At 72.5% G+C, this 14917-nt stretch carries 13 protein-coding genes; 9 read left to right on the top strand and 4 right to left on the bottom strand.

The window, feature by feature from the left end; translation table 11 throughout:
* Positions 1-124: 124 nt before the first annotated feature.
* Entirely contained in the window at positions 125-955 is an 831-nt protein-coding gene (locus AB0L89_RS38995; RefSeq protein WP_365152340.1) for an IclR family transcriptional regulator, read from the bottom strand.
* A gap of 190 nt (positions 956-1145) precedes the next feature.
* Between AB0L89_RS38995 and AB0L89_RS39000 the strand changes: the two genes are divergently transcribed.
* From AB0L89_RS39000 to AB0L89_RS39015, 4 genes are all read left to right on the top strand, one after another.
* Complete coding sequence (locus AB0L89_RS39000) at positions 1146-1469, top strand: bifunctional 3-phenylpropionate/cinnamic acid dioxygenase ferredoxin subunit (RefSeq protein ID WP_365152342.1); 324 nt, start codon at positions 1146-1148, stop codon at positions 1467-1469.
* 20 nt (positions 1470-1489) lie between these two features.
* Positions 1490-2725 carry an FAD-dependent oxidoreductase gene (locus tag AB0L89_RS39005; RefSeq protein WP_365152386.1) on the top strand — a complete coding sequence of 412 codons (1236 nt, stop codon included), beginning with the start codon at positions 1490-1492 and terminating at the stop codon, positions 2723-2725.
* A gap of 93 nt (positions 2726-2818) precedes the next feature.
* Complete coding sequence (locus tag AB0L89_RS39010; protein WP_365152344.1) at positions 2819-3250, top strand: DUF6003 family protein; 432 nt, start codon at positions 2819-2821, stop codon at positions 3248-3250.
* 179 nt (positions 3251-3429) lie between these two features.
* Positions 3430-3822, top strand: coding sequence for a DUF2267 domain-containing protein (locus AB0L89_RS39015; protein ID WP_365152346.1), 393 nt, complete (start codon positions 3430-3432; stop codon positions 3820-3822).
* Here the strand turns inward: AB0L89_RS39015 and AB0L89_RS39020 are convergent.
* From AB0L89_RS39020 to AB0L89_RS39030, 3 genes are all read right to left on the bottom strand, one after another.
* A complete protein-coding gene (locus AB0L89_RS39020) occupies positions 3819-4169 on the bottom strand; it encodes an SsgA family sporulation/cell division regulator (RefSeq protein ID WP_365152348.1) in 351 nt (116 codons plus the stop codon). The genes AB0L89_RS39015 and AB0L89_RS39020 overlap by 4 nt on opposite strands.
* A gap of 276 nt (positions 4170-4445) precedes the next feature.
* Complete coding sequence (locus tag AB0L89_RS39025) at positions 4446-5438, bottom strand: hypothetical protein (protein ID WP_365152350.1); 993 nt, start codon at positions 5436-5438, stop codon at positions 4446-4448.
* Between the two features lie 197 nt (positions 5439-5635).
* Positions 5636-6187, bottom strand: a complete 552-nt coding sequence (locus tag AB0L89_RS39030; protein ID WP_365152352.1) for a hypothetical protein — start codon at positions 6185-6187, stop codon at positions 5636-5638.
* Positions 6188-6628: 441 nt separating this feature from the next.
* On the opposite strand from AB0L89_RS39030, the gene AB0L89_RS39035 reads away from it, so the two are divergent.
* Genes AB0L89_RS39035 through AB0L89_RS39055 form a run of 5 tightly spaced genes read left to right on the top strand, consistent with a single transcriptional unit; the run spans position 6629 to position 14867 of the window.
* Complete coding sequence (locus AB0L89_RS39035; protein ID WP_365152354.1) at positions 6629-9652, top strand: nitrate- and nitrite sensing domain-containing protein; 3024 nt, start codon at positions 6629-6631, stop codon at positions 9650-9652.
* Complete coding sequence (locus tag AB0L89_RS39040; RefSeq protein WP_055700984.1) at positions 9649-10089, top strand: roadblock/LC7 domain-containing protein; 441 nt, start codon at positions 9649-9651, stop codon at positions 10087-10089. Before AB0L89_RS39035 ends, AB0L89_RS39040 begins: the two co-directional genes overlap by 4 nt.
* A gap of 9 nt (positions 10090-10098) precedes the next feature.
* Positions 10099-10542: a DUF742 domain-containing protein gene (locus AB0L89_RS39045; RefSeq protein ID WP_365152356.1), complete on the top strand. Its 444-nt coding sequence runs from the start codon at positions 10099-10101 to the stop codon at positions 10540-10542.
* Between the two features lie 25 nt (positions 10543-10567).
* Positions 10568-14281 (top strand): hydantoinase B/oxoprolinase family protein, encoded by a 3714-nt coding sequence (locus AB0L89_RS39050; protein ID WP_365152358.1) that lies wholly within the window; start codon positions 10568-10570, stop codon positions 14279-14281.
* Entirely contained in the window at positions 14262-14867 is a 606-nt protein-coding gene (locus AB0L89_RS39055; RefSeq protein ID WP_365152360.1) for an ATP/GTP-binding protein, read from the top strand. Before AB0L89_RS39050 ends, AB0L89_RS39055 begins: the two co-directional genes overlap by 20 nt.
* Positions 14868-14917: the final 50 nt, after the last annotated feature.

Consider the following 14917-nt stretch of genomic DNA (forward strand, 5'->3'; position numbering starts at 1 on the left):
CGTCAAGAGGGCGGAGTTAAGCCTTGGCAAATCCGCGGGGAGCCGCGAAACACGGCGGACACGCACGAGGGCGGGACCAGGAGTTCCCGGTTCCGCCCTCGTGGCCGCCGCCCCGGGCCGTCCGTCAGAAGCCGTACCCCATCCGCCGGGAGAGCTCGACGGCGGCCGCAACGGTGCGCTTGGCGAGCTCGGTCAGCCGGTCCTCGGTCAGGCGGTAGACGGGCCCGGACGCGCTGAGCGCGCCGATCACCTTGCCGTCGTGCGCGCGCACCGGCGCGGCGACGGCCGCGAGGCCCACCTCCAACTCCTCGACGGCGACGGCGAATCCCTGCTCGATCACGGACTCCAGCTCGCCGCGCAGCGCCGCCGTGCCCGTCACCGTGTGCTCGGTCAGGCGCGGCAGCGTGCGGGCCATCAGCCCCTCGCGCAGCGTCGTCGGCAGGTGCGCGAGGAGCACCTTGCCGCTGGACGTGGCGTGCAGGGGGGTGCGCCGGCCGAGCCAGTTCTGGGCCGTCACCGAGGCCGGGCCGCGCGCCTGCATGATGTTGACCGCGGCATCGTCGTCCAGGACCGCGATGTTGACCGTCTCGCCCAGCTCGTCCGCGAGCTCGCGGCAGACGGGGCCGCCCTCCTGGGAGATGTCCATGCGCACTGCCGCCGCCCCCGCGAGGCGGAGTACGCCCGCACCCAGGAAGTACTTGCCGCGGTCCTTCGCCTGCCCCACCAGGCCGCGGTTCTCCAGCACGCCGACGAGCCGGAACGCCGTCGACTTGTGCACCCCCAACTCATCGGCGATCTCGGTGACTCCGGCCTCCCCGAGCCGCGCGAGGATCTCCAGCACGCTCACCGCGCGGTCCACGGACTGGACGGACGCGGCTGATCCCTTCGCGTTCCGCTCGCGCGACTCTCCGCGCGTCGCCCTGTCCTGATCAGCCTGTTTCCGCGTGCCCGTCATATCTGAACTCTCACCACCTGGCGGCCCGTTGAAGCCGCGTCTGCGGGAAGCCCTTGACGCGGTGGGCACCCCGACCGGATTCTGTTGCGCATAGCGCTCCCTCGTGCGCCATGCGAAACATCATGTTACCGAAGGGTCTTGGTCCCAGAAGGGCCCAGGACCGGGCCGAACGACACGAAGAGGGGGGCCCATGATTCCCGTATGCCGCCTCGAAGACCTCCCCGCGGGCGAGTCCGTCCGCCTCGACACCACGCCGCCCGTCGCGGTGTTCAACGCCGACGGCGAGCTCTTCGCCATCGACGACACGTGCAGCCACCAGGACGCGTCCCTGTCCGAGGGATGGCTGGAGGGCTGTCTGGTCGAATGCCCGCTGCACGCCGCCTCATTCGATCTGCGCACGGGGCGGCCCATGTGCCTGCCCGCGCGCAGGGCCGTGCGCACCCATCAGGTGTACGTACGGGACGGCATGATCCACGTACGGCTGGCCGGCGCCGAGGAGGGATCCGCCGCATGAGTGCCGTCACCGTGGGGCGCATGCGGACCGTCGTCGTGGTCGGCGCCTCGCTCGCCGGTCTGTACGCGGCCCGGGAGCTGCGCGCCCAGGGCTTCGACGGCCGCCTCGTCGTCGTCGGCGCGGAGCCGCACGAGCCGTACGACCGGCCGCCGCTGTCCAAGGACTTCCTCACGGACGGCGCTGCTGACGACGACGCTGCTGACGACGGCGGTCAGGGCGAGCGGCGACTCGCCCTGACCGACCCGGAAGAGATCAGCGAGATCGCCGCCGACTGGATCCTCGGCACGCACGCGTGCGCGCTCGACGCGCGCGGTCGCGCCGTCGTCCTCGACGACGGCCGCGCCCTGGCGGCCGACGGCGTGGTGATCGCCACCGGGGCGTCCGCGCGGCGCCTGCCCGGTCCGTCGTTCGCGGGCGTCCACGTCCTGCGGACCCTGGACGACGCCCGCGCGCTGCGGGCCGACCTGATCCGCGGGCCGCGTCGCGTGGTGGTGATCGGCGGCGGCTTCATCGGTGCGGAGACCGCGTCCTCGTGCGCGGCGCTCGGCCACGACGTCACGGTCGTCGAGGCGGCCCCGCTCCCGCTCGCCGCCCAACTCGGCGCGGAGATGGCCTCGGTGTGCGCGGGACTGCACGCGCGGGGCGGCACGCGACTGTTCACGGGAGTGGGGGTGGCGGCCCTGCGGGGCTCCTCGCGGGGCCCGGAGGCCGCTGTCACCGGCGTGGAGCTGGCCGACGGCCGGCTGCTGCCCGCCGACGTGGTCGTCGTCGGCATCGGCGCGACCCCCAACACCGGCTGGCTCACGGGCTCGCCGCTCGCGGTGGCCGACGGGGTCCTCTGCGACGACGGCTGCGTGACCGCGCTGCCCCAGGTCGTCGCGGTGGGCGATGTGGCCCGCGTCGGCGGGGTCCGCGCCGAACACTGGACGAGCGCGACGGAGCAACCCCGCGTCGGGGTGCGGAACCTGCTCGCCGGACGCACGGTCGAGACGTCGCGTCCCCTGCCGTACTTCTGGTCCGACCAGTACGGCTCGCGCGTGCAGTTCGCCGGACGGCGCGCCGAGGCCGACACCGTACGGATGGTGGAGGGCTCGCCCGGCGCGCTCGACGAGGGCGGTCTCCTGGCGGTCTACGAACGTGCGGGCCGCACCACGGCTGCCCTCTCGATCGACCGGGCCCGCCCCTTCATGAAGGTACGCAGGAGCCTCGCCGCCGCGTGGGCGGCGGAGGCCGAAGGGGGCGGTTTCGCCGCTTGATCGTTGAGCAGGATGACCGGCAAGGGGGTTCCTGGGCGCTAACATCGGGCGATCCTCGGGTCCTATGCCGTCCTCTTCGAGAGAGCCGTGACCATGGCTGACGATGCCCTGCTTTTCGTACTTCCGGAACGTCACCCCCGCTTGGGCGCCGCCCTTGCCGCAGTAGGGGAACTGGAGTGTGCCGGGACACCGGCGGTGCACGGCTGGCTCCAGGCGCACGGTGTTCCCGCCGAGTCGGAGCGGGTGAGGATCCTGCCCGCCGGCGCGGAGTCCTTCGTCCCGGAGGACGCCGAGCAGCTGCCCGTGCCGCTGAGCGAGGAGGAGACGCTGCGCGTGCAGCAGGCCTGTTCGCCGCAGTCCGTCACCGACATGGAGAGCGAACTCCTGACGTTCCGGGAGACCACCCGGGACTGGCAGGCTCTGGTGCACCGCGCCCTGACCGCCGGCATCCCCGCGCCGCGCATCGCGCAGCTGACCGGCCTGGATCCGAAGGACATCGCCCTGACCGAGTCCCCGGAGATGTGACGGCTTCCGCGGAGACGTGACAGTTTCCGCGGAGAATCGGCAGCTTGCCCAGAGACGCGACGGCTTCCGCGGACTTGACGGCGAGGCACCGGAACCGGCACCGGGACCCCCTGCCGCCGGGCGGCGAATCACCCTCGCAGAAGCGCGGCTCGCCACCTGCCCGGGCCCATACTGCGTCCATGAACAGCTCTTTGGAAGGTTTCCTCGGCACGGTCGCGCAGCGCGGGGGGTACGAGGCGCAGGGCGAGGCGGCGACGGCTCTGCGCGCCGTGCTGGAAGTCCTGGGCGGACACCTGGTGGGTGACGACCGCATGGACCTCGCCGCGCTGCTGCCCCAGCAGTGCGCCCCGCTCCTTGCCGAAGCGGTCCCTGCCAGCGAACCGTTGACTCCGGACGCGTTCATCGACGCGGTGGCGGAACGGGAGTCGGGTGATCCGACAGAGGCCAGGCGAGCGGTGGTCGCCGTCCTCGGCGCGCTGTCGGACGCCGTGGACGACGCCCTGCTCCGGCGCATCATCACGCAGCTTCCGCCCGGACACGCGGGGTTGTTCGGGCGCACGGACCCGCACTAGAGCAGGCTCTCGGAGAGGAAGAGCCGGACGAGGAACGCGCCGACCTCCGCCCGGTCGAGCTGGACCAGAGAGCGACGGGTGCCGCCGCTCAGGGAGAACAACAGGGCGAACGCCATGGGCTGGACGGTCACGCCCTGGCTGGTGACGGGGGCGGTCAGGCCGTCGAACAGCGCGCCGAGGGAGAAGCTCCACGTCGCGATCTCGTGCGCCTGCTCGTCGACGCAGCACAGGCGGATGAACCAGGGGCGCTCGGGAGAGCAGGAGGCGGTCACCAGGACCGGCACCGGATCCTGTCCATGAACCGTGCGATGGCCGGTGAAGATGGCCTGCGTGGGTGGGGCGGGCATGACGGCTCTCCCTTTCGCGACGAGGAACGGATGTCCCGCCGGTGGTCGGGCGCGGCGAGGGGCGGGCGTCCCGCCGACGGTTCTTCCGGCCGGGGTCAGTGCGCCGCCCACGCCTCCGCGGGGAGGCGGCGCAAGGGATCGGCCATGGCCTCGGCGGGGAGGAACACGGGCCGCGTGAGCAGACGGTCGCCCGCCCGCCGCGCGCAGACCACCACGCCCAGACTCCGTGAGGCCGGTTCGCCGAGGTTCCCGTAGAGGAGCGGACGCCGTCGCGGCTCAGGGGTAGGGACGGCGCCGTCGGCCCGCGGCGACGGCCAACGCCGTGCCCAGGACGATGGATACGCCGCCGGTGCCGAGCGCCCAGCGCGCCGCGGCGTCGCTGCCGGTCGCGGCCGGCGAGGCGCGGGCGTCGGCGCGTCCGCTGTCTTCGCCGGCCCCGTCGGCCCGGTCGCCCCCGCTGGGGAGCTCGGCGGCCGGCGCGACGACACCGCTCCCGGGCGCGGGAGGTGCGGGGGCGGGGGGAGTGGTGGGCGTGACGACGCCGGTACCGGGCGTCTCACCGCTCCCACCCCCGGGCTCCCCGCCCGCGCTCCCGCCCCCAGGCTCCTCCCCGCTCCCGTTCTCGCCCCCGGGCTCCCCGCCGCTCCCAGGTTCCTCACCGCTCCCTTCAGGGGCGATGATTTTCGACCACACCCAGTAGGAGGGATCCGACTGGACCTCCTCGTCGAACAGCCGCGGGCCCATGAAGAAGTCGACGAGCGGGGCGTCCGCCCCGGCGCGTATGCGGACAGGGAGGGTGAGTTGCCCCTCCGGCATCGAGAACGTCTCCAAGAGGCAGAGGTCCACGTTCCCGAGGTCGGGAGGGCTGAGGACGACGGCGTCACGCCACCCGCCGTCGACGTACACCTGGACCTGTAGATCGTCCCCGTACAGGAGGAGGCCGTCCGTGTTGAGGGCCAGGTCGAGCGTCCAGTCCCGCTCCTCGCCCTGACAGCTGTCCACAACGACGGAGAATTCCGCCCAGTCGTCACCCGCCACGAGTGCATCCGGGACGCCCTCCAGCGTGAGGCCCGGGGCCGTGGCCTCGCGGCCTTCCTGCGTCTCTATCTCCTTCTCGCCCTCCGCCTCTTCCTCGGCCTCGGCAGGCGCCGCGCCCTCGGTGGTCACGGCCGTGTCGAGGACTTCGCCCGCCGCCGCGGGCGCGGCCCCGAGAACCGTGGGAGCCGGCGCGGCGGCAGTGGCGAGCGCGGCCAGGTGTTTCGACTTCACTACGTCATCCCTCTACGCGCTGTGGTGATCCGAGACTCAGCTTGGGGTCGAGTGGATCACCGAAGTAGAGGTGTCCGGCTAATGCGCCCATAAGCGACATCTATGACTCTGTCGGCAGTGAAGGGCAGGCCGCGGAGGGAGTGAGAGGGGAGCGGAGGGGGCGGATCAGGTGCCGGGCGACGTGCTCCACCACCGGCTCACGAGTGCGACAACTGCCCTGCCCCGCCCCGGTTCCGTATCCGCTCCTTGCCGCGCGCCGCCGCCCGTGCCTGACGGCGGGCCCTGCGCCGCTCGCGCCGCAGCCGTCGCGCCGTGCTGCTCGGCACCGAGACGACTCCGTACCGCTGGTTCCACACCTGGCGCGTCACCCAGACGTCGAGGACGCCCCAGGTGGCCACGACCGTGCTGGCCACGCTGCTCAGGACCATGGGGAAGGAGAGCCAGGACCCGGCCAGGGCGGCCAGGAAGGCGACCATCGCCTGGACGAGGGTGAGCGCCACGATGATCACGGCCCGGACGGCCGCCGTCCGCACCGGATCGGGCAGACGCCTGCGGCGGGCGGGCTCCTCGACCCACAACGGCCGCCGCTGAGCGGTGTGTTCACGCTCCCGCGGCACCGTGCGCACCGCGCCCCACGCCTCGGCGACCTCCTCGATCGCGCTGCTCGCGCTCCCGGTCGCCCGTCCCGCGTCGACGGAGCTTGATACTCCGCTTTCGGACGCTCCATGGCGCTCTGCCGTGCCCATCATGTCGTCACTCCCCCCGGATGCCTTGCGGCCGTTCATGGAGCACCCTCCGGATCAACTCACCAGTGACTGCCCGTTTTGCTGCGCTATATTCCGCCCGCCCCGGGGCGCACCCCGTGGCCGGTCCTCGACCTGCCGCTCTCTTCCTGTTCGACGATCGAGAGATCGGAAAGATTCCCGTTCCGCTTCCGCACAGCGAAGAAATCCGGCCAACTGGCGTGCGCCCAAAGGAGAATGAGGGCGGGCGGCATGCCCCACATGCTGGGACGCAATCTCCCGTAATGGAGGGACAACTAGGGATGTCCCTTTCGCGTCACGGCTGAAAAGTGCCCGGAAGTGCCTTCGAGTTGCTCGTAAGTCGGTAGTAGGCTCGCGCCGTTTGTTGACGCACATGTGTGCCCCTGGCCCGTGCAACGGCCGCAGGGGGCCGATCTAGGGGAGGCCATGCGCTTTCGCGGGAAGTCCATCCGCCGGAAGATCGTGGCACTGCTGCTCGTGCCGCTGCTCTCCCTGACCGCGATCTGGGGATTCGCCACGGTCATCACCGGCCGTGAGGCGGCCCGACTGCTCGACACCGCCAAGGTCGTCGACAAGGTCGGTTACCCGATCGAGGACACGATCCGGGTGATCCAGCAGGAACGCCGCCAGACCGTCGTGTACCTCGCCGATCCGCGCGCCTCCGACGCGCTCGCCGGGCTGCGCCGCAGCCGCGACGCGACGGACGAGGTGATCGCCGACGTCCGGACGAACGCGCAGGACTCGAGCGTCCGCGACAGCATCGACGGCAGCTCGCGCAGCCGGCTCACCACGCTCCTGGAAGCCTTCGACGGCATCGAGTCGCTGCGCCGCAGCGTCGAAGAGGGCACGATCAGCCGCGCCGGCGCCCTGAAGATGTACACCAAGCTGGTCGACCCCTGCTTCAGCCTGCTCAACACCCTCAACGGCTTCGCGGGCCTCGACGACGTGAGCTTCGACCAGCAGGGCCGCGCGATCGTGGGCGTCACCCGCGCGCGTGAGCTGCTCTCCCGCGAGGACGCGCTGCTCGGCTCGGCCCTCGTCGCGCGGCGCGTGACGGGCCCCGAGATCCGGCAGATCGCCGAACTCCGCGCCCAGCGCACACTCTTGTACGAGGTCAACCTCGCGCAGCTGCCCGAGGACGACCGCGGCCGCTACGAGCGCTACTGGAACGGCGCCGAGACCGCCCAGCTCCGCAAGGCGGAGAAGGAGGTCATCGAGTCCGAGCCCGGCACCCCGCGCGCGGTGACGTCCACGCACTGGGACAACACCTCGGGCCGCGTACTCAAGGAGCTGTCCGAGCGCGACGTCGAGGCGAGCGACCGCTTCCGCGAGCGCGTCGAGCCCGAGGCCTTCGACGTGATCCTGCGCGTGATCGTCGCCGGTGTGCTCGGTCTGGTCGCCGTGCTGCTCTCGCTCTTCATGTCCGTGCGCATCGGCCGCAGCCTCATCCGCGACCTGCGCCGCCTGCGACTGGAGGCCCACGAGGCCTCCGGCGTCCGCCTGCCGGGCGTGCTGCGTCGCCTTGCGGCCGGTGAGCAGGTCGACGTGGAGACCGAGGCGCCCCGGCTGACGTACGGCAAGGACGAGATCGGGCAGGTCGGGCAGGCCCTCAACACCCTCCAGCGCGCCGCCGTCGAGGCCACCGTCAAACAGGCCGACCTGCGCCACGGGGTCTCCGAGGTCTTCGTGAACCTCGCCCGCCGCAGCCAGGTCCTGCTGCACAAGCAGCTCACCCTCCTGGACACCATGGAGCGCAGGACCGAGGACACCGACGAGCTCGCCGACCTCTTCCGCCTCGACCACCTCACCACCCGCATGCGCCGCCACGCCGAGGGTCTGGTGATCCTCTCCGGCGCCGCCCCGTCGCGGCAGTGGCGCAAGCCCGTCCAGCTCATGGACGTCGTCCGCGCCGCCGTCGCCGAGGTCGAGGACTACGAACGCATCGAGGTGCGCCGCCTGCCCCGCATCGCGGTCACCGGGCCCGCCGTCGCCGACCTCACGCACCTCATGGCCGAACTCCTGGAGAACGCCACGGTGTTCTCGCCCCCGCACACCGCGGTGCAGGTCCTCGGCGAGCACGTCGCGAACGGCTTCACCCTGGAGATCCACGACCGGGGCCTCGGCATGACCGCCGACGCGCTCCTGGACGCCAACCTGCGGCTCGCGGAGACCCCCGAGTTCGAGCTGTCCGACACCGACCGGCTCGGCCTCTTCGTGGTCAGCCGGCTCGCCCAGCGCCAGCGCGTCCGCGTCTCGCTGCAGCCCTCTCCGTACGGCGGCACGACCGCCGTCGTCTTCATCCCCGAGTCCCTGCTCACCGACGACGTGCCCGACACCGGGGGCGTGGGCTTCCGGCTCGACCGGCCCCAGCCCACGGAGGCGGTGGCCGGCAAGGACACGCCCGCCGACCGCGCGGCGGCCCTCTCCCAGGTGCCCGTCCAGCTGCCCGGCCTGCCCGCCTCCGTCCTCGACGGCCCCGTCGAACTGGAGGCGCCCGTCGGCATCGCGGACCTCGACGCCTTCCCCGGCGCCCTCGACGACGAGGACAGCGAGCGCGGCGGCCTGTTCCGTCCGCGGCGCCGGGTGGCGGGGACGCCCGGCGAGCAGCATCAGCAGGCCCGCGACGACCGCGAGGCGAACCGCGCGGAGCCGACCCGTCGTGAGACCGGGCCGACCCGCGTCGACGCGGAATCCGTCGACGGTTCCCACGCGGCGGGTCCCGTGCCGCTGCCGCGCCGCAGGACCCCGAAGCTGGTCAGCTCGCACGGCCGCCCGGTGACGCACAGCAGGCCGCAGGACGGCAGGTCGCAGGACGGCCGCGCCCAGGACGGCCGGGCCCGCGACAGCCGTACGCAGGACAGTCGTACGCAGGACAGCCGGGCCCAGGACGGCCGCACCCAGGACGGCCGGGTTCCCGAAGGCAGGCTCCAGGGTGGCGGCGGCAGGCTCACCGGCAGGCCGCAGGACGACCGGCTCGGGGGGAGCAGGCCCATGGACCCCGCGGCCGAGGACGGCGTTCCGGAGCGCCCGCGCTCACTGTCGGAATGGCCGGATCTCGCTCCGCCGCACCGGGACGTCACGGCCGTCGACGACGCGTCCGCGGAACTTCCCCGGCGCGGCCGCCGCTCCACCGCCCCGGACCGGGCACCCCAGGAGCGGCCCGCAGGCCGGAACGGATCCGCCGAGGACGGCGGCTCCGGCACGACCGCTCTGGGCGGACTGCCCCGCCGGGTCCGGCAGGCCAGCCTCGCCCCGCAGCTGAAGAACAGCCCCGACCAGCGCCCCGACCGCGCCCGGACCCGACCGGAGGAGCGCGACGCCGACGAGGTACGCAGCCGCATGGCCTCGCTGCAGCGGGGCTGGCAGCGCGGCCGCGACGAGAACGCCGCGGGCGACGACGCCACGAACGGCACAGCACCAGGAACGACATCTGAGGGGGACGGTCGATGACCGCACCGAAGGCCGACGCACGCACCACCACGACCGGCGGACGGGGAGAGCTCAACTGGCTCCTCGACGACCTGGTGCAGCGCGTCGCCAGCATCCGCAAGGCTCTCGTCCTCTCGGGCGACGGCCTGCCGACCGGCGTGTCCAAGAACCTGACCAGGGAGGACAGCGAGCACCTCGCCGCGGTCGCCTCCGGGTTCCACAGCCTCGCCAAGGGCGTCGGGCGCCACTTCGAGGCGGGCCGGGTCCGCCAGACGGTGGTCGAGCTCGACGACGCGTTCCTCTTCGTCACGGCCGCGGGCGACGGCAGCTGTCTCGCCGTCCTCGCGGACGCCGATTCCGATGTCGGCCTGGTGGCGTACGAAATGACGCTGCTGGTCAAGAGGGTGGGTGTGCATCTGGGTACGGCGCCGCGCACGGACCTGCCCGCCGGGGGGTAGTGGGAGGTCATGAGCGACGACGGGCGAGGGATACAGCGGACAGAGGCCAGACGGGAGATATCGAGGGCGCAGGAGACGCCCAGCTGGTTCGACGACGACGCCGGCCCTGTCGTGCGTCCGTACGCCATGACGCGCGGCCGCACCACGAGCCCCGGCCAGCACCGCCTCGACCTGATCGCGGTCGTCGTCGCGGAGTCCTGGGCGGGCGACGTCCGGGAGGCCGACCAGACGCTGTCCCCGGAGCACGTCGACATCGTCGAGCTCTGCCGTGACACGCCCCAGTCGGTCGCCGAACTCGCGGCCGAACTCGACCTGCCCATCGGCGTGGTCCGCGTCCTCATCGGCGACCTCGTCGACGACGAACTGGTGCACGTGACGCGCCCCGTGCCCCCCGCCGAGCTGCCGGACGAGAGTATTCTGCGCGACGTGATCAACGGCCTCCGGGCGCTCTGAACAGCGCGGAAGCGGGAGTGAGAACGTGACTGGCTGGCAGTTCTGGGTCGACAGGGGCGGCACCTTCACCGACATCGTCGCGCGCCACCCGGACGGCCGGCTCCTCACGCACAAGCTCCTCTCCGACAACCCGGCCCGCTACCGCGACGCGGCGGTCGCGGGGATCCGGGAGCTCCTCGCCGGCGCGGAGTCCGGGTCGGGCGAGGGCACGGGGCCCGGCGGTGACGAGGAGTCCGACGGGCACGCGGACTCCGCCGGCCGGGTGGACGGCGCGCCCGTCGACGCCGTCCGCATGGGCACCACCGTCGCCACCAACGCCCTCCTGGAGCGCAAGGGCGAACCCACCGTCCTGATCGTCACCCGGGGCTTCCGCGACGCCCTGCGCATCGCCTACCAGAACCGCCCGCACATCTTCGCCCGCGAGATCGTGCTCCCCGAACTCCTCTACGACCGGGTCATCGAGGTCGACGAGCGCGTCACCGCCGACGGCGACGTGCTGCGCCCGCCCGACCTGGCGGCGCTCGCGGGTCCGCTGCGGGAGGCGTACGACGACGGCATCCGCTCCGTGGCGGTCGTCTGCATGCACAGCCACCTCCACCCCGCGCACGAACGGGCCATCGGCGACCTCGCCGTCCGCACGGGCTTCCCGCAGGTCTCGCTCTCCAGCGAGGTCAGCCCCCTGATGAAGCTCGTCCCACGCGGCGACACCGCGGTCGTCGACGCGTATCTCTCACCGGTCCTGCGCCGGTATGTGCGGCACGTCGCCGAGGAACTCCACGGCGTGCGGCTGATGTTCATGCAGTCGAACGGAGGCCTCGCCGAGGCGGGCCAGTTCCGCGGCAAGGACGCGATCCTGTCCGGCCCCGCGGGCGGCATCGTGGGCATGGCCCGCATGTCGCACCTGGCCGGCTTCGACCGCGTCATCGGCTTCGACATGGGCGGTACGTCCACGGACGTGTCGCACTACGCGGGCGCGTACGAACGGGTCTTCACCACGCAGATCGCCGGGGTCCGGCTGCGCGCCCCGATGCTCGACATCCACACGGTCGCCGCGGGCGGCGGGTCCGTGCTCCACTTCGATGGCAGCCGCTACCGCGTGGGGCCCGACTCGGCGGGCGCCGACCCCGGCCCGGCGAGCTACCGGGGCGGCGGCCCGCTGACCGTCACCGACGCGAACGTCGCCCTCGGGCGGATCCAACCCGCCTGCTTCCCGCGGGTGTTCGGACCCGAAGGCGACGAGCCCCTCGACGACGCGCTCGTACGCGACCGCTTCGCCGACCTGGCCCGCGAGATCCACGGCGCGACGGGCGACGACCGCACGCCCGAGCAGGTCGCCGAGGGCTATCTGCGGATCGCGGTGGCCAACATCGCGGGCGCGATCAAGCGCATCTCGGTCCAGAAGGGCCACGACGTCACGCGCTACGCCCTGACCACGTTCGGCGGCGCGGGCGGCCAGCACGCCTGCATGGTCGCCGACTCGCTCGGCATCCGCACCGTCCTGGTGCCCCCGATGGCCGGCTTGCTCTCCGCCCTCGGCATCGGCCTGGCCGACACCACGGCGATGCGCGAACAGTCCGTGGAGGCACCCCTGGAGGCGTCGTCGATGCCTCATGTCCACAAGGTGGCCGACGACTTGGCGGGCGCCGCCCGCGACGAACTCCTCGCCGAGGACGTGCCGCCCGACCGCATCCGCGTCACCCGCCGCGCCCAACTGCGCTACGACGGCACCGACACCACCCTGACCGTCGAGCTCACCGACCCGGCCGCGATGAGCCGTGCCTTTAAGGACCGCCACCGCGCCACCTACTCCTTCACCCTCGACCGGCCCGTCGTCGTCGAGGCCCTCTCCGTGGAGGCCACCGGGGTCACCGAACCGCCCGACCTCTCGGCCCTCGCGGGCACGGTCTCGCCGGGCACCCCGCAACGCGTCCGCCTGCATACGGGCGGCACCTGGCACGACGTACCCCTGCACCGCCGCGAGGAGCTGCCGCCCGGCGAGACCGTCACCGGACCGGCGATCATCACCGAGGCCAGTGCCACGACGGTCGTGGACGAGGGCTGGCAGGCCGCGACGACCGCGGCGGGGCATCTGGTCATGGAACGCGTCGCGGAGCCGGCGGGTTCCACCGCGGGCACCGCGGCCGACCCCGTGCTCCTGGAAGTCTTCAACAACCTCTTCATGTCCATCGCCGAACAGATGGGCGCCCGTCTGGAGTCCACGGCCCAGTCCGTGAACATCAAGGAGCGGCTCGACTTCTCCTGCGCGCTCTTCGACCCCGACGGCAACCTCGTCGCCAATGCCCCGCACATCCCGGTCCACCTGGGCTCGATGGGCACCAGCGTGAAGGAGGTGATCGAGCGCCGCGGCAGCACCATGCGCCCCGGGGACACCTACGCCGTCAACGACCCCTATCACGGCGGCACGCACCTGCCCGACGTCACCGTCATCACGCCCGTCTTCGACCGGCCGGGGGAGCACGGCACTTCGGGGGAGCGGATCCTGTTCTACGTCGCCTCGCGCGGCCACCACGCCGAGATCGGCGGGATCGCACCCGGCTCCATGCCCGCGGGCAGCCGCACCATCGACGAGGAGGGCATCCTCTTCGACAACTGGCTTCTTGTGGAAGAGGGACGCTTCCGCGAGGACGAGACCCGGAGCCTGCTCACCGACGCGCCCTACCCCTCGCGCAACCCGGACACCAACCTCGCCGACCTGCGCGCACAGATCGCCGCCAACCAGAAGGGCGTCGACGAAGTCGCCCGGATGATCGACGACTTCGGCCTCGACGTCGTCCAGGCGTACATGAGGCACGTCCAGGACAACGCGGAGGAATCCGTCCGCCGCGTCATCGACGTCCTCGAAGACGGCGAGTTCGCCTATCAAACCGACTCCGGCGCCACGATCCACGTCCGCGTGAGCGTGGACCGCGCCGAGCGCACCGCGACCGTCGACTTCACCGGCACCTCGCCCCAGCTCACCACGAACTTCAACGCCCCCTTCGCGGTGGTCAACGCCGCCGTCCTCTACGTCTTCCGCACCCTCGTCGACGACGACATCCCGCTCAACGACGGCTGTCTGCGCCCCCTGCGCATCGTCGTGCCGCCCGGCTCCCTGCTCGCCCCCGAGCCGCCCGCGGCCGTCGTCGCGGGGAACGTGGAGACCTCACAGGCCATCACGGGCGCGCTGTACGCCGCCCTGGGCATCCAGGCCGAGGGCTCCGGCACGATGAACAACGTCACCTTCGGCAACGAACGCCACCAGTACTACGAGACGGTGGCCTCCGGTTCCGGGGCGGGTGACGGCTTCGACGGCGCGCCGGCCGTCCAGACCCACATGACCAACTCGCGGCTCACCGACCCCGAAGTCCTGGAGTGGCGGCTGCCCGTCCTCCTGGAGGAGTTCGCGGTGCGGTCGGGCAGCGGCGGCGGCGGGAGGTGGCGCGGCGGGGACGGGGCCGTGCGCCGCATCCGCTTCCGCGAGCCGATGACGGTGTCCACCCTCTCGCAGCACCGCAGGGTCGCGCCGTACGGCATGGCGGGCGGCGCCCCCGGCGCGCTCGGCGCCAACCGCGTGCTGCGCGCGGACGGCACCGTCCTGGAGCTCGGCGGCAGCGACAGCGCCGACCTGGGCCCCGGCGACGTACTCGTGATCGAAACCCCCGGCGGGGGCGGATACGGACCGGCCCCGCGCGACACCACGGATCCAGGAGAAGTGAGCGATGATCTTCAGGCGTTCTGAGCGAGGCAAGGCACCCGTCGAGCCGGTGACGCTGAAGATCCTGGTGGCGGGCGGCTTCGGCGTCGGCAAGACGACGCTGGTCGGCGCGGTCAGCGAGATCAAGCCGCTGCGCACCGAGGAGACCCTCAGCGAGGCGGGCCGGCCCATCGACGACACGAGCGGCGTCGCGGGCAAGCACACCACCACGGTCGCCATGGACTTCGGCCGCATCACGCTCCGCGAGGACCTGGTCCTGTACCTGTTCGGCACGCCCGGCCAGGACCGTTTCTGGTTCCTCTGGGACGAGCTGGCGACCGGCGCGCTGGGCGCCGTCGTCCTCGCCGACACGCGCCGTCTGGAGGACTGCTTCGCCGCCGTCGACTACTTCGAGCGGCGCTCCATACCCTTCGTGGTCGGCGTCAACTGCTTCGACGACGCCACCCGCTACCCCGCGGACACCGTGCGCCAGGCACTCGACCTCGACTCCGAGGTCCCCGTGGTGCTCTGCGACGCCCGCGACCGCGAGTCCGTCAAGGAGGTCCTCATCGACGTCGTCGAGCACGCGATGACCTCGGCGGCGGCAGCCAGGGAACCGGCGACCACCTGAGCCCGGGGCACCCCACGGCCCGTACCCCCGCCGACCGGGGTACGGGCCGC

The organism is Streptomyces sp. NPDC052114 (assembly GCF_040680155.1).
Lineage (GTDB): Bacteria > Actinomycetota > Actinomycetes > Streptomycetales > Streptomycetaceae > Streptomyces.

Bases quoted from the DNA above. Each gene is read 5' to 3' on its own strand.
- AB0L89_RS39040 (WP_055700984.1), top strand. From the start codon at position 9,649: ATGACCGCACCGAAGGCCGACGCACGCACCACCACGACCGGCGGACGG.
- AB0L89_RS38995 (WP_365152340.1), bottom strand. From the start codon at position 955: ATGACGGGCACGCGGAAACAGGCTGATCAGGACAGGGCGACGCGCGGA.
- AB0L89_RS39010 (WP_365152344.1), top strand. From the start codon at position 2,819: ATGGCTGACGATGCCCTGCTTTTCGTACTTCCGGAACGTCACCCCCGC.
- AB0L89_RS39015 (WP_365152346.1), top strand. From the start codon at position 3,430: ATGAACAGCTCTTTGGAAGGTTTCCTCGGCACGGTCGCGCAGCGCGGG.
- AB0L89_RS39055 (WP_365152360.1), top strand. From the start codon at position 14,262: ATGATCTTCAGGCGTTCTGAGCGAGGCAAGGCACCCGTCGAGCCGGTG.
- AB0L89_RS39000 (WP_365152342.1), top strand. From the start codon at position 1,146: ATGATTCCCGTATGCCGCCTCGAAGACCTCCCCGCGGGCGAGTCCGTC.
- AB0L89_RS39035 (WP_365152354.1), top strand. From the start codon at position 6,629: ATGCGCTTTCGCGGGAAGTCCATCCGCCGGAAGATCGTGGCACTGCTG.
- AB0L89_RS39030 (WP_365152352.1), bottom strand. From the start codon at position 6,187: ATGATGGGCACGGCAGAGCGCCATGGAGCGTCCGAAAGCGGAGTATCA.
- AB0L89_RS39005 (WP_365152386.1), top strand. From the start codon at position 1,490: ATGCGGACCGTCGTCGTGGTCGGCGCCTCGCTCGCCGGTCTGTACGCG.
- AB0L89_RS39045 (WP_365152356.1), top strand. From the start codon at position 10,099: ATGAGCGACGACGGGCGAGGGATACAGCGGACAGAGGCCAGACGGGAG.
- AB0L89_RS39020 (WP_365152348.1), bottom strand. From the start codon at position 4,169: ATGCCCGCCCCACCCACGCAGGCCATCTTCACCGGCCATCGCACGGTT.